The organism is Rhizobium sp. BG4 (genome assembly GCF_016864575.1).
Taxonomy (GTDB): Bacteria; Pseudomonadota; Alphaproteobacteria; order Rhizobiales; family Rhizobiaceae; genus Rhizobium.
Genome location: NZ_CP044125.1, coordinates 1,088,420 through 1,107,058 on the forward strand (window position 1 = coordinate 1,088,420; position 18,639 = coordinate 1,107,058).

Consider the following 18,639-nt stretch of genomic DNA (forward strand, 5'->3'; position numbering starts at 1 on the left):
GGGGAAACGGTCCGCTCCTAGTCTATGTAGGAGCGGAAGATCGACAGGCGCCAGCGGCGGCGGGCCGAGGTCGTCAGGTGGGCCGACGGATCCTCGAAGAACGACGACGTCAGAAGGGCGGCGGCGATATCGGCGCGGGTGAGGCCGATATCCCTCAACTGATAATCGTCCAGTTCATGGAGACCGTTGATCGCTCTGCGATTGCGGTAGGCGCGAAAGAGAGCGGCCAGCGGAGCCATGATGCCCACGAGACGTGTGGACGTTGCCGGCTGCTTGGCACAGTCGAGTTCTAAAGTCTGGTCAATCATGCGCATCGAACTCTCCTTTCTTTCGGGCGCAACGATCCACCCGTCCCGCGAGGTCGAGCGGGACGGTGTGTGGATCGAAACTCAAGTCGGACAGAGCGGTCTCTGTCCTTCACTTTGCTTGATTTGCAGCCAGAAGATGCCAAAGCCCTATTGATCAGTCCAACGAATGTTTCTAATGGTTATTATCAGAGATCGTTATAGGTGAGCCCATGTCCGCGCCTCTTGATATTGACCAGTTGCAGACTTTCATCGCCATCGTCGACTCCGGCAGCTTCACCAAGGCCGCCGATCGCGTCTACAAGACGCAGTCTGCCGTCTCGATGCAGATGCGGCGTCTGGAAGAGCGGATCGGCAAGCAGCTTTTCATCAAGGACGGTCGCGGCAACCGCCTGACGGTCGAGGGCGAGAAGCTCCTGAACTACGCGCGCCGCATCATCCGCCTGAACAACGAAGCGATCGCGGCCTTCGACGACAACCGTCTCGAGGGCACGCTGCGCATCGGCACGCCCGACGACTATGCCGACCGCTACATGCCGGAGATCATCGGCCGCTTTGCCAAGACGCATCCGAATGTCGAGCTCTACATCGTCTGCGAACCCTCGGTGGATCTCGCCGAGCGGATGCACAAGGGCGAGCTCGATATCGCGCTGGTGACGCATAACCCGCGCGAGCGCATGTCGGATGTGGTCAGAACCGAGCCGCTCTGCTGGGTGGGCTCTGCCAACCATCCGATCCGCGACGATGCGCCGGTTCCGCTTGCTGTCGGCCGCCGTGATTGCCAGTGGCGCCAGCTTGCCTGCTCGGCGCTCGATGCCGTCGGCCGCGAGCATCAGATCCTGTTCACCAGCTGGTCCTGCACCGTGGTTGCGGCCGCCGTGCTTGCCGGCATGGCCGTCTCCGTCATGCCGGAATCGGCGCTACGCACGGGCATGAAGGTGCTGAGCCAGGCAGACGGCTTCCCCGCCCTGCCCCCGGTGCAGATCGGCATCATGAAGCGTCCCGGCGTTTCGATCTCGCTGATGAATGCGATCACGGCGCATATCACCGCCTGCCTCGACAACATCACGCCTGCCGTCGTCGACGACAATCTCGAGGCCGATGTGAAGAGTGCTTACGCGCGGAACTTCCCGCGCCTGAAGGCCGCCAACATGGTGCCGAGCTGGTAAGCCTCAGCTTAGCTCTACGAACAGGCAAGCGCGGATGACGCGCTTCCATTCTCCCAGCATGCGCTCGGCGAGCGCTTCCTCGCTCTTGACCGCGAGGCGGATCGAGGCGCCGATCAGGTGGCTGAAGAGATAGGTGCGCGCCTGCATGTCGATCTCATCCAGTTCGGGCGCGACGCGCCTGACGGCATCGAGAAAGATATCGGCGACGCGGTTGCTGTGTTCGATATTGAGGCGCAGCAGATCCTGGTCGGTTTCGGTGCCCATCCAGACACCGAGATAGGTCGGGTTGTTGCGATAGGCATGGTAATACCAGTCGATCATTCCCTCGATCAGGGTCAGCGACTCCTCGAGCGACTGGACGCCGGCAAACATCTTCGCGGTTTTGGCCTGCACCTCGCTCGCATGACGATCGAAGAGCGCTTTGACGATCGCCGCCTTTTCCGGGAAATACTGGTAGACCGAGCCGATCGGCACCTTGGCGGCGACCGCAAGCTCGGTCATGCGCATGGCGCTGACGCCCTTTTCGGCGATGATCTCGGCAGCGGCTGACAGGATGAGATCGAAACGCTGAATGCTGCGTTCCTGCTTGGGCTTTCGGCGAAGGCCGATGCGATCCACACTGTCTACGCTCATTTCACCCCCGCATTTTTATGAATGAGCGGCGGTGTCTGTTTCAAACCGGCGCATGCGAGCGATATGGCATGCAGCCCTTCATGCGCCGTAAATGGAAAGCATCGCATTTTAACGAACTGTCAAACTCCACAAAAATCGGGGCGCGCGGCCCCGATTTTCCATGTTTATCCCTGTGGATTTCCAGTCGATCGCAAGATTAGGCGAGGTTCTTCTTCAGGAATTCGACCGTACGACTCCAGGCCAGATCAGCGGCCTTCTTGTCATATCGCGCCGAGGACGTATCGTTGTTGAACGCGTGATTGACGCCGTCATAGACGAAGATCTGGAAATTCTTGCCGTTCGCCTCAAGCGCCTTCTTGTAGTCGTCGATGCCGGCATTGATGCGATCGTCGAGGCCGGCATAGTGCAGCATCAGTGCCGCCTTGATGGCGGGCACCTGATCGGCTTTCGGCTGGGCGCCGTAATAGGCGACACCGGCCTTGAGCTCCGGTGACTTGGTAGCGAAGTTGTTGACGGTGCCGCCGCCCCAGCAGAAGCCGATGGCGCCGACATTGCCGTTGGCGTCGGGCAGGCCCTGCAGATATTTGAGGCTGGCTTCGGCATTGGCCGCAGTGGCGGTTGCATCCAGCTTGCCGAACATCTCGCGGGCCTGATCCTCATTTTCCGGCGTGCCGCCGAGCGGCGAGAGGAAATCCGGGGCGAGCGCGATGAAGCCTTCCAGCGCCATGCGGCGGGCGACGTCGCGGATATGCGGATTGAGGCCACGGTTCTCGTGAATGACGATGACGCTGCCGAGCTTGCCGGAGGCGGCTGTGGGCTGGACGAGATAGCCCTTCATTTCCCGGCGCCGCCGGGATAGGTGACATCGGCGGCCTTCAGCCTGGCGTCATCGGCGGAGATAACTTCGGCGGCCGCCTTGTTGGCGGCCAGCATCGGAGCGATCACGGCTGCGGCCCCGCCGAGCCTGCGAGCTTCGACAGCTTGTCCATGAAGCCGCGCCGATCCAGCGTCAGATGCGTGTATTCGTCATAGGCGTTGATCATCGCCTGGGTGATTTCCGGCTTGTCCATGTGGTTCTCCTCTTCCCTACCCGGGGCTTTGCCCGCTGAGGAAGATAGGTCACCGCACAGCGCGCGGAGAACACATGTGCGTTACCCGCTGAAGGCCATCCAGCCGACCAGCCATCCCCACATGCCGATCAGCACGACGAAGCCGGCAGCGAACAGCGGGCTGCGGATGCGCAGGCGGTTGCTGGTGACGTGGACATAGGCATGCGCATAGCGCAGCGCGACGAAGACCCAGGCGGCGACATCCGCCGGGATGTTGTCGGCTTCGGTGATATAGAGAAGGATGCAGCAGACATAGAAGAGGATCGGCAGCTCGAACTGGTTGGCGATGCAGTTCTTGACGAACAGGCTTTCCTGCGGCTCGACCCGGTTTTCGCGGTATTCGGATATCCTGACCTTGCCCTGCTTCACCATCTGGCGGCGGCGATAGCCGAGCAAACCGTAGAGGATGAAGACCAGCGCGACATGGGCGACGATGGGCCAGAACATCTCGAAACCGGTCATGTGGGCATTTCCTTTCCGCTTCTTCCAAATTTTTCAAAGCAGTAAAGGAAAACATCCGGTGTTGCCAGACGAATGCCCGCCGCGAAAGGCCGCAGCGGGCAAACGACGTCAGACCTGGGCGATGCCGCCATCGGCGAAGAGTTCCGCGCCGGTGACGAAGCTGGAATCGTCGGAGGCGAGGAAGAGTGCTGCGGCGGCGATCTCATCCGCATGACCGACGCGGCCCATCGGGACCTGCGAGCTCAGGTAGTCGAGCAGGCCCTGCTGTTCGGCCTTGCCGGGACCGGCAAGCTCGACGAGGCCGGTGGTTTCGGTCGGGCCTGGGCTCAGCGTGTTGATGCGGATGCCGCGGCCCTTCAGATCGAGGATCCAGTTGCGCGAGAAGTTGCGGATTGCGGCCTTCGAGGCGGCATAGACGCTGAAGGCCGCAGTGCCCGTCGAGCCTGCAGTCGAGCCGGTGAGGATGACCGAGGATCCGTTGGCGAGCAGCGGCAGCGCCTTCTGCACGGTAAACAGCACGCCCTTCACGTTGCGGCCGAAGGTATCATCATACTGCTCCTCGGTGATCTCGCCGATTGGCGCGAAGGAACCGCCACCAGCATTGACGAAGAGTACGTCGATGCGGCCGGCCTTTTCCTTCACCTCGGCATAGAGGCGGTCGAGGTCGGCGAGCTTCGAGGAATCGGCCTGGATGCCGGCGACATCGCCGCCGATCTCGGCAACGGCCTTCTCCAGAACATCGGCGCGGCGGCCGGTGATGAAGAGGCGCGCGCCTTCCGCGGCAAACCGCTTGGCGGTGGCAAGGCCGATGCCCGAGGTGGCGCCGGTGATGACTGCGATCTTTCCATTCAGTCTCTGTGTCATGGTGTGTCGTCTCCTTTGTGCGACTGAACAGAAGATATGGACGGCAAGATCGTTTCGGAATAGAAAGAAAAGCAATCCATCATTGCAGAAATGAAACGATGAAACTGCCAGACTTTGAAGGCTTTGCGATGTTCGCCAAGGTGGCCGAGGAGCGCTCCTTTGCGCGGGCCGCCAAGGCGCTCGGCGTCTCCACGGCGACAGTGTCGCGCGGCGTCAGCCGGCTGGAGGAGCGGCTGGGAGCGCGGCTCTTCAACCGGACATCGCGGCAGCTGTCGCTGACCGAATTCGGCTCGCGCCTTGCCGACCGGGCGTCGCGGATCTTCTCCGAGGCAGAGGAGATCGAGAATGCGGCGCGCGAGCTCTCGAGCCGCCCGCGCGGGCTGATCCGGCTGGCGGCGCCGATGTCCTTCGGCGTGCGCTGGCTGGCGCCGATCCTGCCGGATTTCTTCGAGCAATATCCCGATATCAGCATCGATCTGCATATGAGCGATGCGAGCACGGATCTCGTCGGCGAAGGCTTCGATGCGGCGCTGCGGATTGCCGTGCTTCCGGATTCCTCGCTGGTGGCGCGGCGGCTGGCGCCGGTTGCGCCCTTCATCGTCGCCGCACCCTCCTATCTCGAGAGATACGGCTGCCCGCAGCATCCGCGCGATCTCGAGGCGCATCATCTGATGGGCTATGCCTATCGTCCGCGCCAGGACATCTGGCGGCTGAAGAGCCGGGAGGGAGAAGAGATTTCCATCACCCCGAACGGGCCGTTGCGGGCGACGAATTCCGAAGCGCTCATTCCGATGGCGCTGCGCGGTCTCGGCATCTGCGAGCTTCCCGAGTTCATGGTGAGCGAATATCTGGCGGACGGCCGGTTGAAGGCGATCCTGACCGACTGGACGCTGCCGAGCGGCGCGCTCTATTTCGTCACGCCCTCGGCGCGGTCGCGGCCGGCGAAGATCGAGGTACTGGCGGAATTCTGCGCGGCGCGGCTGACAAACCCGCCCTGGCGCTGGCCGCGCTGACTATTCGGCCTTCGGGCCGATGCGGATCAGCACGAAGCGGACAATGGCGATCAGCGTGACGGCGAGTGCCGCGAATTTGAGCTTGGTGAGCCAGGGAAGTGCTGCTGCGGCGATGGCGGCCGATGCGCTGTCGCTGAAGGCCGTCAGGCTTGCGAAGTTCTCGCTGTAGTCGGCCAGCGCATAGAGGATCGGCAAGGCGCAGACAGCCTTGACCAGGGCCGGATGAACCGGACGGCCGAAATAGCGGCTGCCGGTGTCGAGCTTGAGGATGACGGTGAGGAGCAGCATCGCGAGCAACGCCGGAAGCACCAGTTCCGGGCCGAGATACATGGCGCGAAGCATATCGTGCGCCACCGGATTGCCGTTGAGCAGAACCTGCATGGCGGCAACCGTCGCCTCGTCATAACCCGCGACATAGGTGTCGAGCATGGCGCGGCCGGTTTCATGCTGGAATGGCACCACGAAACCGAAGACAGCCCAGCCGAAGGCGGCAAGGCTGAGGATGGCGAGCAGCCAGATGATCCAGGCGGGTATCCGGCTGCCTGCTTCCATGATCAGACGCCGGAGCCCGGATAGTTCGGGCTTTCGCGGGTGATCGTCACGTCATGCGGATGGCTTTCGCGAAGACCGGCACCGGAGATGCGCACGAAGGTGGCACGCTCCTGGAACTCCTTGATGTCCTTGCCGCCGACATAGCCCATGGCTGCCTTCAGGCCGCCTGCGAGCTGGTGGACGACGCCGGAAACCGGGCCCTTGTAGGGAACCTGTCCCTCGATGCCTTCAGGAACGAGCTTCAGCGTGTCGCGCACTTCGGCCTGGAAGTAGCGGTCTGCCGAGCCGCGCGCCATGGCGCCGACGGAACCCATGCCGCGATAGGCTTTGAACGAACGGCCCTGGTAGAGATAGACTTCGCCCGGGCTTTCATCGGTACCTGCAAGCAGCGAGCCGATCATGACGGCGGAGGCGCCGGAGGCAATCGCCTTGGCAACGTCGCCGGAGAACTTGATGCCGCCATCGGCGATAACCGGGATGTTCTGCGCCTGCGCGGCTTCGACGGCCAGCATGATCGCCGCGAGCTGCGGAACGCCAACGCCGGCAACGACGCGCGTGGTGCAGATCGAGCCCGGGCCGATACCGACCTTGACGGCGTCCGCACCGGCATCGATCAGCGCCTTGGTGCCTTCCGATGTCGCGACGTTACCCGCCATGACGCGGACCGAATTGGAGAGCTTCTTGACGCGGCCGACGGCTTCGAGGACGCGGGCCGAGTGGCCGTGGGCGGTATCGACGACCAGCAGGTCGACACCGGCATCGATCAGGCGCTCGGCGCGCTCGAAACCATCTTCACCAACGCCGACGGCAGCGGCAGCACGAAGACGGCCCTGTGCATCCTTGGCGGCGTTCGGGTTGAGCTGTGCCTTTTCGATGTCCTTGACGGTGATCAGACCGACGCAGCGGCCTTCGCCGTCGACGACCAGCAGCTTCTCGATGCGGTGTGCGTGCAGCAGGCGCTTGGCTTCCTGCTGATCGACGCTTTCCTTGACCGTCACGAGGTTCTCGCGGGTCATCAGTTCGTAGATCTTCTGTGAGGGGTCGGAGGCGAAGCGGACGTCGCGGTTGGTGAGGATGCCAACAAGGCGGCCGGACTTTTCGACAACCGGGATGCCGGAGATCGAGTACATCTTCATCAACGCCAGCGCATCGGCCAGCGTCGCATCGGGGCCGATCGTCACCGGATTGACGACCATGCCGCTTTCGAACTTCTTGACCTGGCGGACCTGCTCGGCCTGCTCGGCCGGGGTCAGGTTCTTGTGGATGACGCCGAGACCGCCGGCCTGGGCCATGGCGATTGCCAGGCGGGCTTCGGTGACCGTATCCATGGCGGCGGAGATGATCGGGATGTTGAGTTCGAAGTCGGGAGCGAGGCGGGTGGCAACGCTGGTCTGGCCCGGCAGAACCTCGGAATGACCGGGCTGCAGCAGCACGTCATCGAAGGTGAGTGCGTCCAGTCCGGTTGGCGTTTCAATGATGCGAGCCATGGCCAATTTCCTTCAATTAAGAAAAAATGCGACCCCACCCGGAACGAATCGTCCGCACCGGCGGTGTGCAAGGGTTGCTTTGGAAGTTGGCGAGGGCTGGTAACACGTCTATGACAGGATGGGAATAGCAAAACGCGAATGCCAGCCGCGCGTCCAGGGAATAGGACGGGATGGCGCATTCTTGCGGCTGACGGCCTTGTTTGGCTCATTCACGGCTCCCATGTGTCCACGGGCTGGACTGCATTTTCTTCAAGACGTCATACTTCCCACCCTTCAACGGAGCCTGCACGCCGTGAACACCACCTGCACCTGCACATCGTCAGATACGTTCGTCTTCCTGCGCGCCTGGCTGCGCAATCCGCTGCGGGTTGCCTCCGCCATTCCCTCGGGACGCTCGCTCGGCCAGTTGATCACCCAGGAGATCGATCCGGCATGCGGCCGGGTGATCGAGCTCGGACCCGGCACCGGCGTCTTCACCCGCGCCCTCATCGGCCGCGGCGTTGCCGAGAGCGATCTGGTGCTGATCGAGAAAGGCCGGGAATTTACCGGCATGCTGGCAGAGCGGTTCCCGCAGGCAGCGATCGTGGAAAGCGATGCGGCGAAGATTGGCCAGCTTGAACTTGGCGGTCCGGCAGGCGCCGTCGTCAGCGGACTGCCGCTACTCTCGATGCCGCCGCGCCAGGTGATGAGCATTCTTGCCGGCGCCTTCAGGCATCTCAGCAATCAGGGCAAGTTCTACCAGTTCACCTATGGCCCGCGATGCCCAGTGCCGCGGCCGATCCTCGACCGTCTGGGCCTGAAGGCGGTGCTCGTCGGGCGAACGATCCAGAACTTTCCGCCGGCTGCGGTCTACCGCATCTCCCGGCGCAATCCCCTCGCCTTCTGGCAGCGCAACGCGGATTGAAGCGGGCGGGAGCGGTGAGAGCCGCTCCCGCTTTCGTCATCAGATATCGAACTGATAGCTCTTCGGCACGAAGCGGTAGCCCGCCCCCTGCTTCTCGACGAAACCGACAGCCGGGAAAGGCATGTGATAGCCGAGGAAGGCGATCTTGTCGGTGGCGATCAGGTCGAACACCTTCTTGCGCGATGCTGCGGCTTCCGCCTTGTTCATGTCGAAGCGCACTTCCCATTCCGGGTGCAGCAGCGACAGGATGTAGTGGTTTGCGGTATCGCCGGTGAAAACCATCTGCTTGTTGTCGGACTGCGCATGGAAGACCATGTGGCCGGGCGTGTGACCAGGCGCCAGCATGGCGGTGATGCCGCTGACGACGGAATCGCCTTCTTTGATGAAGGTGGTCTTTTCGGCAAACGGGACGACATTGGCGAGAACCGCCTTGTGGCCGCCTTCGGCCGGCGTGCCTTCGCGGGCCTTGTCCGTCCAGAAGTCGTATTCCGCCTGTCCCGCGACGTAGCGGGCATTCTTGAAGGCGGGAGCACCGTTCTCCATCATACCGCCGATATGGTCGCCGTGCATATGCGTGAGCGCCACGACGGTGACGTCATCGGCGGAGTAGCCGGCGGCCTTCAGGCCATCCTGCAGCTTGCCCATGCCGCGCTCGCGGGCGCCGGCGCCAAAGCCGGTATCGACGAGGATCACATCCGATCCGGTGTCGATGATGGCGGGCGAATAACTGTTTACGAACTTGTCGCCCGGAAGGAAATTGTCGGTCAGCAGCTTCTTGACCGTTTCCGGATCCTGATTGGTGCCGAAGGTCTCGAAGGGCTTTTCCAGCACGTTGCTGCCATCGCGGATGGCGGTGATCTTGAACGAGCCGAGCTTGAATTGATTGATCTCTGGCAATGCCGTCGTCATCTTACCTGTATCTCCAGTCGCGGCCGCCTGGGCCGTCGTTCTTAAAATGGCCGGCGCTGCCAGCAGGCCAAGGCCTGCGGCAAAAAGTGTGCGCCGCTTCATCCCCAATGAAACTGCCATATATGGATCCTCCGGCAATGTGCGATCTTTTCGCACCCATCCCTTGTGAATTCGCCGGGATTTCTAGCCCCGGCGGCGTAAGCATATGTCAATCTTGAAAGGAGAAGTTGCCGAACAAGCCGTCTCACGCAGACGTGAAGCAGATGTGTAAACTTCGGCGTTTCCGGGATTGGCAGAGACCTAGACCAGGACTAAACAGCACCCGCCCCCAAGACCACCATTCAAGGCTTTCGCCTATGAACCGCATTGTTCCGCTGATCCTCGCCGTCGCTCTGTTCATGGAGCAGATGGACTCGACCGTCATCGCCACCGCCCTCCCAGCGATCGCCAATGACCTCCACGTCAACCCCATTACCCTGAAGCTGGCGCTGACATCCTACATGGTGTCGCTCGCCGTCTTCATTCCGATCAGCGGCTGGATGGCCGACAGGTTCGGCGCCAAGAACATCTTCCGCCTGGCGATCTGCGTTTTCGTCGTCGGCTCGATCTTCTGCGCCTTCTCTTCGAACCTCGTCGAATTCGTCTTCGCCCGCTTCCTGCAGGGCATGGGCGGCTCGATGATGACGCCGGTCGGGCGCCTCGTTCTCGTCAGGACGACGCAGCGAAGCGATCTCGTATCGGCCATGGCGCTGCTGACGATCCCGGCGCTGGTGGGGCCGCTTGCCGGACCGCCACTCGGCGGCTTCATCACCACCTATTTCAGCTGGCACTGGATCTTCCTGATCAATGTTCCCGTCGGCGTTGTCGGCGTCTGGCTGGCGACGATCTTCCTGCCGCATGTGGAGGCGACGAGGCCACCGAAACTCGATTTCATAGGCTTCATCCTGACTTCGGTTTCGGCCGCCGGCGTGGTCTTCGGCCTGTCGGTCGTCAGCCTGCCGGCATTGCCGCCGATCATCGGCATTGCCGCCACCGTCGTCGGCCTCATCTGCGGCTGGCTCTACGTCCGCCATGCCAGGAGCCATCCGGCGCCGATCCTCAATCTCGATCTGTTCAAGAACGCAACGTTCCGCGCCTCGACGACGGGTGGCACGCTATTTCGCATCTGCGTCGGCGCCATGCCCTTCCTGACGCCGCTGATGCTGCAGCTCGGCTTCGGCCTGACGCCGTTCCAGTCCGGTCTCATCACCTTCTCGGGCGCGATCGGCGCGATCACCACCAAGTTCATGGCCCGGCGCGTCTTTGCCGCCGTCGGCTTCCGCTCGACGCTCCTGACTGCCGCCTGCGTCACCACGGTCGTGACCGCCGCCACCGGCTTCTTCACGCCCGAGACCCCACATCTGGCGATCGTCATGCTCCTGCTGATCGGCGGCTTCTCGCGCTCCTTCATCTTCACCGGCATAAATGCGCTGGCTTTCGCCGACATCAAAGACTCGGAAGCCAGCCAGGCGACCTCGATGAGCTCGGTGCTGCAGCAGATCAGCCTGGCGCTCGGCGTTTCCGTCGCCGCCATGATCCTGGAAACCTGCATCTATTTCCGCGGCGAGGCGCTGCAGGTGGCGGATTTCCATATGGCCTTCTACGTGATCGCCGCGCTGACGATCATCGCCATGATCCCGTTCATCCGCATGGACAAGAATGCTGGCGCGCTGGTCTCCGGCCATCGCGGCAAGCGCGTGGCACCCGCCGTCATGGAAGCCGAGCAGCCGGCGGTGAAATAGCTCACTCCGGCTGTTCGCAGACGGCGCTCAGCTTGTTGCCGTCCTGATCGCGGACATAGGCGGCGTAGAAATCGGCATGGAACGGGCGAAGGCCCGGCTTGCCCTCGTCGACACCGCCGGCGGCGATCGCCGCGGCATAGAAGGCATCGACATCGGCCCTCGATGCCGCAGACAACGCCACCATGGTGCCATTGCCTGCCGAGCCACGGCGGCGGTTGAAGGGCGTGACGATCCACAGGCGGCAGCGGATATCGCCATCCGCCGAATAGCCGATTTCTTCTTCCGAATAGCGCTGGCAGCGATAGCCGAGCAGCGGCAGCACGGCGTCATAGAAACGCCTGGCCCGCTCGACGTCATTGGTTCCGAGGGTCACATAGAGAAGCATAGGTCGATGGCAGTCCTGTCTTGGGACTGTCATAATCGCCCGAGATCCCTGGAAAGATCAAGCTTCCGTAACGTCAGTTTGCGCCTGGCGGCCCTTGAAGCTCTTGGCGAGCAGGAACATCTCGACGGATTCCGCCCGCGAGGAGGCCGGCTTGACGTGCACGACCTGCTTGAAATGCTGTTTCAGCATGGTCAGGAGTTCGCGCTCGGTGCCGCCCTGGAAGGTCTTGGCCAGGAAATGACCGCCCTCGCCCAGCACTTCGATCGCAAAATGCGCCGCGACCTCGCAGAGATGCATGGTGCGCAGGTGATCGGTGCGGTGATGGCCGGTCGTCGGCGCCGCCATATCGGAAATGACGAGATCGGGCGTGCCGCCGACGGCTTCGATCAGCCTGGCAGGCGCTTCCGGATCGAGGAAGTCGAGCTGCAGGATCTTGACGCCGGGGAGCGGCGCCATTTCCAGGAAGTCGATCGCGGCGACGCGGATATCCTCATCGGTGGAATCGGTCACCTTGGCGGCGATCTGCGACCAGCTGCCCGGGGCAGCGCCGAGATCGATGATGCGGCGCGCACCCTTGAGGATGCCGTGCTTCTCGTCGATCTCCAGCAGCTTGAAGGCGGCGCGGGCGCGATAGCCTTCCAGCTGCGCGCGCTGCACATAGGGATCGTTGATATGGCGGTTCAGCCACTGGCGCGAGGACGCCTTCATCTTCTTGTTCTTGACGCGCTGGCCGAGCTTGCGGCCGGTGCGGTTGCCCGCGATGGGTGCCTTGGTCATTCTTCCCCTACCTTCCACGCTGGCCGCGGCGATTGCGATGGCGGCGCCAGACGCCGTCATCCGCCATCATGTCCGTCAGCAGGCCTTCTCTCAAGCCGCGATCGGCAACGCGCATGCGCGGGCTCGGCCAGCGGCGTCGGATCGCCTCCAGAATGGCGCAGCCCGCCAGAACCAGATCGGCCCGATCAGGCCCGATGCACGGATTGGCGGCGCGGCTTGCAAAATCCCATGAGAGCAGCTTTGCCTGCATGGCCGAAACTTCGTCATCCGACAGCCAGATGCCATCCACCTTGCGGCGATCGTAACGCGGCAGGTCGAGATGCACGCCGGCCAGCGTCGTGACCGTACCCGAAGTGCCGATCAGATGGAAATCGGTCGATTCCACCACCTCGATCTCCGGGCAGATGAAACTCGACAGCATGCCGGCCACTTCGGAGACCATGCCCTCGAAAACATCAGGCGTCACATCGCGCCCGCCATGCCGCTCCGAGAGCGTGACCACGCCGACGGGCAGCGAGGTCCAGTGGGTGATGTGATTGGCAAGCCGGCTGAAGCGGTTTTCGCCGATGCGGATGACGGCGATTTCCGACGAGCCGCCGCCGATATCGAAGAGCACGACCGAGCGCGTCTCGCGCCCGACCAGCGACGAGCAGCCGGAGACGGCAAGGCGCGCTTCGGTTTCGCGGTCGATGATCTCGAGCTCGAGGCCGGTTTCGGCAACGACGCGCTTCAGGAAGTCTTCGCCATTCGACGCCTGGCGGCAGGCTTCGGTGGCGATCAGCCGCATGCGGCGGATCTCGCGGTTCTTCAACTTGCCGGCGCAGACGCGCAGCGCATCGACGGCGCGGTCCATCGCCTCGTCGGAGAGACGGCCGCTTGCCGCCAACCCCTCTCCAAGCCTGACAATGCGCGAAAAGGCATCGACGACGCGGAACTGGCCGGGACGGGTCGGCTGGGCGATCAGCAAACGGCAATTGTTGGTGCCGAGATCGAGCGCGGCATAGAGCTCGTCCGGCCAGGGATGCTCGTGGGCGTGATGTTCGCGCTCGGGAAGCCGCGGCGGACGCTGCAGCTCGTTGCCGCGCGGCTCGGCGGCACCATTGGCGCGCGCCGAAGCGGGTGTAGCAACTGCAGAGGGCTGGACGGCCGCCTTGCCCGGCGTCAGCGGACGGCCCTGCAGGCCGCGCTTGCCGCGATGCTTGCGCCGGTTGCGGCGCGAGGGATGCTCCGAATCCCCAGCGCTCGATGCTGCTGCTTCGGGCGCCTTTTGCGGATGATTGTGTGCGGGAGCCCCGGAATCGGCCTGTCCTGCGGCATGACCACCGCCACGGCGGCGGCGCTTGCGTTTGCGGGACGGATTCCCTGCTGCGTTTTCCGTCGGGCGCGCAGCGTCTCCGGGGGTGCCGGAGGCGGTCTGCGAAGCGGCCTGGGGCGCGTTGCGGGATTGCCCGCCACGTTTCCCCTTGCGGCGCCGGGACTTTTTACCGTCCTTGCGTCCTGCCGCTGGCGCCCCGTCAAATTGCGGCTTGGCGCCGCCTTCGGGGTCTTCCACGTTCTTGTTCCACGCGCCGCGCAAGGCCTGACCGGTATGCTGCTGGCGCTCATTAGATTTTTGCGTTGCCGCAAGAATACCAGCGCATGCGAAAATCACCAAATTCTTTTTGAAATCAGTTTTAGAAGGCCCTGAAACGCACCTTCCACAGCTCTCTCGATTTTTTTCAAAACAGGTATTTGCATTCCGCCGTCTTTTGGTTATAAGCCCCGCACGACAGCGAAGCGGCACACAGCGCCGCTCCTGCTGGGGAATAGTTCAATGGTAGAACGACGGACTCTGACTCCGTTAATCTTGGTTCGAGTCCAGGTTCCCCAGCCAATTCTCCCACAAGCTTAGAATAGTTTAATGTCGTCGACGGGATCGTGACTGTGATCGCCGCAGCATATCACAACGATCAATCGTCAGCATGTGATTTGGCATTCATTGCGGACGCTGCCGCCCGTGCGTCTTTTTTCGTTTAAGAATAAACGCCTTGCCGATTCTTGATTGCGGGGGCGTCGTCAAATTTTCGCGTTGAGATTCATTCTTTATTTGCGATGAACTTGATGTTTGGGCGCCTACCCTAGGTCGAGGGTAAAACTACCCTCGCGGTTTTGGGGTCGTTTAAATTTTTTGACCGAGTTTTGCTTCTGTGAGCAACCGATGGGTCGGGTCTCGCTGCCGCCGCAGACATTGCGACGGTAACGTGGGGGTTGGCAATGCCATGAAAAAGAACCTGCCGATGATGGGCGTACCACTTCGACCAAACGACACGTCTACTCTCAGAGGCAACGCCATAAATGACCGACGCATCCACCATGACCAGCGCTTCATCCGACAGCAAAGCCCTTGGCTATGCCGCCGGTATCTTGATGATCGCATTCGCGCCTGCCGGCCTTCTTCTCAGCTACATTGACCGTGGCAAGGCCAGTCCGCTTGTCGCCTCCCATTACAACTATCTCATTTCGACGTTTTGGAAGGGCTTGCTGTTCATGGTGATCAGCCTGGTGCTGACATTCGTCCTCATCGGTGTCTTCGCCTATGCGATTACATCCATCTGGTATTTGTTCCGGTGCATCAAGAGCATAGTTTACCTGCATCGCGGCGATGCCATCGCCAATCCGTCGACGTGGCTTGTGTGATGCAACGCCGCTGAGCCCCAAGCCCGTACGGTCTTTGAATAGACGCGCCGCGCCCGCTGCCGCGCGGCAGATCGCGCACGACAAACACTCCCTTCGTAGAGATATCGACATGAATAATGAAACCACTCCGTCCACACAGCAAATTCTGCCCGCAACCTTTGCCACCGCGAAGATCCGGATCGCTCTCGCCGCGCTCGGATTTGCCAGCGTCCTATTTCCGGCTGTTACGGTGACCGCAATGGGCGCCTTCAGCCAAGGCGTCGGTCTGGCCGCATTGGCCGGCGGCACTGCCTATCTGATCCCGCTCGTGTTCGTTCTCGCGCTCGCAGCACCCTTCAATGCTCAATTGCAGCCTTACTCACGTTTGATTGACATTGCGGCTGCAGCGACCTGCGTGCTGTTCGTGGCCTGGGGGCTTTGGTCTCTGTTTGACCTGCACAACACGATGGCCCAGCAAGACAATGCTCTCGCAGCGCTGGCCGGTGGTGCACCAGGATTTCGCGCCCCGCGTGTCAGCGATTTCGGCTCCGTCACGCCTTCGATCGGCGCCGTCGCGCTCCTCGCCACAACAGCCCTCTCTGTCTGGAAAGCCGCCAAGGCTTAAGCTCTCAAGATCGAAATTTCGTCGAACTCCACGACATCAAAATCAGGAAACAACTAGACCATGATCAAGACCGTTCGCACTGCCATCGCTGCCGCATGCCTGTTCGCTGCTTCTGCGGCAGGATCTGTTGCCGCAGATTTCAGCTACAATGCGCTGTTACCAGTTTATCTCAAGCTCGACAAAACACTGATGCCTGAAGACATCGTCGACGGGTATATGGAGACCTATAGGCCGGAAGTATGGTCGCGCTATCGCAACGATGAGTTCGAACTCGAAGAAAAGCGGGCGGAAACGCTTCAGATCATGAAGGACGCTATCGCTGCGGCCGATGCGAACGAAGTCTTCACGATCCAGACCCGCTTTGAATTTGGCGACTATAACTTTGGCAGCCAGAAATTCGATTTTCGTCCTCTGACCGACGATATCTATTTCAATGTCAACTACTGCTGCAACTCACTACCGCGAGATCTCAAGGTATTCTTCAGCAATGCAACCACGATCGATGGCATCCCGATGGAAAAGGCAAAAGCGAAGGAATTCCTCAACGCCCGCAAGTCTTCATATGGCAGTGTCGATCGGGAAGTGCTTGCAAAGATGAGCATCCGCATCAAGGAAGTGCGTTCGCGCGGCGAGCTGGTGGCCGAAATTCAGGAGATGAAACTCTATGACAGGGAGGGGCGCAATCTGATCACGACCATCAATGGCGGCCAGCCTGTTGCGGCCTCCCAATAACTCTCTCGGCTCCCGGTTCTCCGGGAGCCACCACTCAAGGAAATCGAGCCTTCCACAGCCGCTAGCGATCTCGATGTCTAGCGCAGTAGATTTCAAGTTCGACCTTACCGACACGGCCAGATTCAGTATTAACTTCCCAATTGAACAGCACGTTTACCGGCGCCCCCCTCACCCCGCCGTTGGCGAGGCAAACTCATGCCATTCCGCTTCCGACCCATGGAACACGTTCAGATCGATCTTTCCTTCCACGCCCTGGGAAAGCCCCGAGCCCGAATATTGCCAGAGCATCCAGCGGCGGCCGGGATAGACCGTGGCGGGGTGGGCGGCGACGGAGCGGAGCCAGAAGGGGTGATTCTGGAACTGGCCGCGCAGGTTGTCGCGGTAGAAATCGGGCGCGGTGTAGATGATCGGGCGCTTGCCGTAGTGGCGCTCCAGCTTGTCCATGAAGACCTGCATCTTTTCGACGACGCGCTCGGGTGACGGGCGGCGCTTGCAGCTGGATTCGCCGTTCCACTCGACGTCGATCACCGGCGGCAGGGCGTCCGGGTCGCGCGGGACGTTGCGGATGAACCAGTCGGCCTGTTCGCCGGCGGTGCGGCACCAGTAGAAGAAGTGATAGGCGCCGCGCTTCATGCCGGCGGCCTTGGCGCGCTGCCAGTTGGTGCGGAACATCGGGTCGAGATGGTCGCCGCCGTCGGTCGACTTGATATAGGCGAAGTTGGCGCCCTGGCTGCGCAGCGTCACCCAATCGATATCGCCCTGCCAGCGCGAGACGTCGACGCCGTGGACGGCGAGCTTGCGCGGCGAGGCGCGGCCGAAATTGATCGGCTTGGCATCGCGGAAGCGGTGGGCATAGATGCGCGAGCGGGTGCGCGGGGAGAAGGCGGGTTCGGCAACGGGCGGCGGCGCTGCCATCAGCGCTTCGGGGCGCTCGGCAGGAACGGGGGCGCCGACCATGCGATCAACCGGCTCGAAGGCCTGCGGCTGAGGCACGCGGCCTGCCCAGGCGAGCTCTTCCTGATGCGGAACGGCGGCGGGCGGAGCGACTTCGGCCATGACGGGGGCTGCCGGAACGGCGGCAGGCGGCGGTGAAGCGGAAACCGAGCTCGTCGTTTCCTTCGACACGACGCCTGATACCAGGCCCTCCGGGGTCGTGCTGGATGCGCAGCCCGAAATGGTCAGGCAGGCAAGAAAGATCGCGGGTACAGCCGAAAAACGCATGGAACTCGTACACAACACAGAAAACGACACTGACGCATCCAGCCTGAACGAGGCCGGACGAATGGCTAACGGCAGTTTACTGGGAAATGTTGAATCCAATCTTTACGCCGGAATTTTCCGGACGAGCGTGTCATTTCCGCACGAGATCGGCTGATCCAGACACAGAAAACCCGGCGTTTCACCGCCGGGTCCGGATGCGATCCTGTTCATTCGTGCCGTCAGCGGCGCATCAAGCGCATGACAAGCGATACGACGAAGAGAACCAGGAATATGAAGAAAAGAACCTGCGCTATGGACGCCGAAGCGCCTGCAATGCCGCCGAAGCCGAGCACGCCGGCAATCAGTGCCACGACGAGGAATACCAGAGCGTAATACAGCATGGCGATCTCCTATGCGTTGGACTGACATAATAACGGCCGCCCAAGGACTTAGTTCCATGGGCGGCCGGATCCGGCACAGATTGGCGGTAAAGCTCAGCCGAAGTTGAAAACGGCGCGCTCGGCGCGGTCGCCCTGATCGGGTGCGGGCGGCTCGGCGGCATCCAAATAGAACTTCACGGGTGCGGTCAGCACGAACCAGACGCAGGCGCCCGCCATGAAGGCGTGACCGACGGGATCGTCGCTGCCGGCCAGAAACGGCAGGCCGCCCGAGACCGAAAGCACCGTCATGCGCAGCGACCATTCGGCCTCACGCTTGGAGACGGCGCGGGCGCGGGCCGACTTGTATTGGCGGGCATCGTAGGCATTGGATTTCTTCAGCCGCAGCAGCTTGCGCAGCGACGGCAGAGCGAGCGCCACAAGAGCGGCGATGCTGAGCGCCAGCGGCATGCCCGCGAGACCATACCAGCAGCCTGCCGTCAGCAGCGAGATGACGGTGAGATTCCAGACCGGCTCCAGCCGCTCCGGAGCCTGGCCGGTGCGGATATGCCATGCCTTGAGCACGCTCGCCGCGCCGTCAAGCAACGGCTCGTCGATATAACGATTGATCCAGTTCACGCTGATGCGCCCCTTCATTAGGAGAGGCTCAGGCAAAACCACGCAAAATCGGCATGAAGAT

General features: G+C 62.0%; 20 protein-coding genes, 1 tRNA gene and 1 pseudogene. 8 read left to right on the forward strand and 14 right to left on the reverse strand.

From position 1 onward, the window contains the following. Nucleotides 1-17: 17 nt before the first annotated feature. A complete protein-coding gene (locus F2982_RS05770; RefSeq protein WP_112713106.1) occupies nucleotides 18-314 on the reverse strand; it encodes a DUF1127 domain-containing protein in 297 nt (98 codons plus the stop codon). Nucleotides 315-517: 203 nt separating this feature from the next. Here F2982_RS05770 and F2982_RS05775 point away from each other — a divergent pair, with 203 nt between their 5' ends. Beyond that, on the forward strand, nucleotides 518-1,474 hold the full coding sequence (locus F2982_RS05775) for a LysR substrate-binding domain-containing protein (protein ID WP_112713108.1): 957 nt from the start codon (nucleotides 518-520) through the stop codon (nucleotides 1,472-1,474). 3 nt (nucleotides 1,475-1,477) lie between these two features. Here F2982_RS05775 and F2982_RS05780 read toward each other — a convergent pair whose 3' ends face one another. The 4 genes and pseudogenes from F2982_RS05780 to F2982_RS05795 all read right to left on the reverse strand — a co-directional run bounded on the left by F2982_RS05780 (nucleotide 1,478) and on the right by F2982_RS05795 (nucleotide 4,542). Next, complete coding sequence (locus F2982_RS05780) at nucleotides 1,478-2,107, reverse strand: TetR/AcrR family transcriptional regulator (RefSeq protein ID WP_203429537.1); 630 nt, start codon at nucleotides 2,105-2,107, stop codon at nucleotides 1,478-1,480. Between the two features lie 196 nt (nucleotides 2,108-2,303). Then, nucleotides 2,304-3,177, reverse strand: a pseudogene (locus F2982_RS05785) (dienelactone hydrolase family protein). Between the two features lie 81 nt (nucleotides 3,178-3,258). Next, nucleotides 3,259-3,678 carry an MAPEG family protein gene (locus F2982_RS05790; RefSeq protein WP_112713114.1) on the reverse strand — a complete coding sequence of 140 codons (420 nt, stop codon included), beginning with the start codon at nucleotides 3,676-3,678 and terminating at the stop codon, nucleotides 3,259-3,261. Nucleotides 3,679-3,786: 108 nt separating this feature from the next. Further along, the gene (locus F2982_RS05795; RefSeq protein WP_203429538.1) at nucleotides 3,787-4,542 is read right to left on the reverse strand and encodes an SDR family oxidoreductase; all 756 of its coding nucleotides are present in this window, start codon (nucleotides 4,540-4,542) and stop codon (nucleotides 3,787-3,789) included. A 98-nt stretch (nucleotides 4,543-4,640) separates the two neighbouring features. Between F2982_RS05795 and F2982_RS05800 the strand changes: the two genes are divergently transcribed. Beyond that, nucleotides 4,641-5,555, forward strand: coding sequence for a LysR family transcriptional regulator (locus F2982_RS05800; protein ID WP_112713118.1), 915 nt, complete (start codon nucleotides 4,641-4,643; stop codon nucleotides 5,553-5,555). Here F2982_RS05800 and F2982_RS05805 read toward each other — a convergent pair whose 3' ends face one another. Next, complete coding sequence (locus tag F2982_RS05805) at nucleotides 5,556-6,107, reverse strand: hypothetical protein (RefSeq protein ID WP_203429539.1); 552 nt, start codon at nucleotides 6,105-6,107, stop codon at nucleotides 5,556-5,558. It lies immediately after the preceding gene. A gap of 2 nt (nucleotides 6,108-6,109) precedes the next feature. Then, a complete protein-coding gene (gene guaB / locus F2982_RS05810; RefSeq protein WP_112713122.1) occupies nucleotides 6,110-7,594 on the reverse strand; it encodes an IMP dehydrogenase in 1,485 nt (494 codons plus the stop codon). Nucleotides 7,595-7,886: 292 nt separating this feature from the next. Here guaB and F2982_RS05815 point away from each other — a divergent pair, with 292 nt between their 5' ends. Next, nucleotides 7,887-8,498 (forward strand): SAM-dependent methyltransferase, encoded by a 612-nt coding sequence (locus F2982_RS05815; protein WP_203429540.1) that lies wholly within the window; start codon nucleotides 7,887-7,889, stop codon nucleotides 8,496-8,498. Between the two features lie 39 nt (nucleotides 8,499-8,537). Here F2982_RS05815 and F2982_RS05820 read toward each other — a convergent pair whose 3' ends face one another. Further along, nucleotides 8,538-9,527, reverse strand: coding sequence for an MBL fold metallo-hydrolase (locus F2982_RS05820; protein WP_199626224.1), 990 nt, complete (start codon nucleotides 9,525-9,527; stop codon nucleotides 8,538-8,540). Between the two features lie 236 nt (nucleotides 9,528-9,763). Between F2982_RS05820 and F2982_RS05825 the strand changes: the two genes are divergently transcribed. Continuing rightward, complete coding sequence (locus tag F2982_RS05825) at nucleotides 9,764-11,188, forward strand: DHA2 family efflux MFS transporter permease subunit (protein WP_203429541.1); 1,425 nt, start codon at nucleotides 9,764-9,766, stop codon at nucleotides 11,186-11,188. Nucleotide 11,189: 1 nt separating this feature from the next. On the opposite strand, the gene F2982_RS05830 is transcribed toward F2982_RS05825, so the two are convergent. The 3 genes from F2982_RS05830 to F2982_RS05840 are packed head-to-tail and all read right to left on the reverse strand — an operon-like array spanning nucleotide 11,190 to nucleotide 13,902. Beyond that, nucleotides 11,190-11,573: a VOC family protein gene (locus F2982_RS05830; protein ID WP_203429542.1), complete on the reverse strand. Its 384-nt coding sequence runs from the start codon at nucleotides 11,571-11,573 to the stop codon at nucleotides 11,190-11,192. Between the two features lie 57 nt (nucleotides 11,574-11,630). Then, nucleotides 11,631-12,350 (reverse strand): RlmE family RNA methyltransferase, encoded by a 720-nt coding sequence (locus F2982_RS05835; RefSeq protein ID WP_112713132.1) that lies wholly within the window; start codon nucleotides 12,348-12,350, stop codon nucleotides 11,631-11,633. A 7-nt stretch (nucleotides 12,351-12,357) separates the two neighbouring features. Then, nucleotides 12,358-13,902, reverse strand: coding sequence for a Ppx/GppA phosphatase family protein (locus F2982_RS05840; protein WP_203429543.1), 1,545 nt, complete (start codon nucleotides 13,900-13,902; stop codon nucleotides 12,358-12,360). Between the two features lie 247 nt (nucleotides 13,903-14,149). On the opposite strand from F2982_RS05840, the gene F2982_RS05845 reads away from it, so the two are divergent. From F2982_RS05845 to F2982_RS05860, 4 genes are all read left to right on the forward strand, one after another. Next, nucleotides 14,150-14,223, forward strand: a tRNA-Gln gene (locus F2982_RS05845). 461 nt (nucleotides 14,224-14,684) lie between these two features. After that, complete coding sequence (locus tag F2982_RS05850; protein ID WP_203429544.1) at nucleotides 14,685-15,026, forward strand: hypothetical protein; 342 nt, start codon at nucleotides 14,685-14,687, stop codon at nucleotides 15,024-15,026. Nucleotides 15,027-15,135: 109 nt separating this feature from the next. After that, entirely contained in the window at nucleotides 15,136-15,630 is a 495-nt protein-coding gene (locus tag F2982_RS05855) for a hypothetical protein (RefSeq protein WP_203429545.1), read from the forward strand. A gap of 60 nt (nucleotides 15,631-15,690) precedes the next feature. Further along, nucleotides 15,691-16,362 carry a DUF4852 domain-containing protein gene (locus F2982_RS05860; RefSeq protein ID WP_203429546.1) on the forward strand — a complete coding sequence of 224 codons (672 nt, stop codon included), beginning with the start codon at nucleotides 15,691-15,693 and terminating at the stop codon, nucleotides 16,360-16,362. Between the two features lie 168 nt (nucleotides 16,363-16,530). On the opposite strand, the gene F2982_RS05865 is transcribed toward F2982_RS05860, so the two are convergent. The 3 genes from F2982_RS05865 to F2982_RS05875 form a co-directional block, all read right to left on the reverse strand. Continuing rightward, nucleotides 16,531-17,583 carry a GH25 family lysozyme gene (locus F2982_RS05865; protein WP_203429547.1) on the reverse strand — a complete coding sequence of 351 codons (1,053 nt, stop codon included), beginning with the start codon at nucleotides 17,581-17,583 and terminating at the stop codon, nucleotides 16,531-16,533. A gap of 218 nt (nucleotides 17,584-17,801) precedes the next feature. Continuing rightward, nucleotides 17,802-17,963, reverse strand: a complete 162-nt coding sequence (locus F2982_RS05870; RefSeq protein ID WP_112387679.1) for a DUF1328 domain-containing protein — start codon at nucleotides 17,961-17,963, stop codon at nucleotides 17,802-17,804. Nucleotides 17,964-18,056: 93 nt separating this feature from the next. Then, complete coding sequence (locus F2982_RS05875; RefSeq protein ID WP_203429548.1) at nucleotides 18,057-18,596, reverse strand: hypothetical protein; 540 nt, start codon at nucleotides 18,594-18,596, stop codon at nucleotides 18,057-18,059. Between the last annotated feature and the right edge of the window lie 43 nt (nucleotides 18,597-18,639).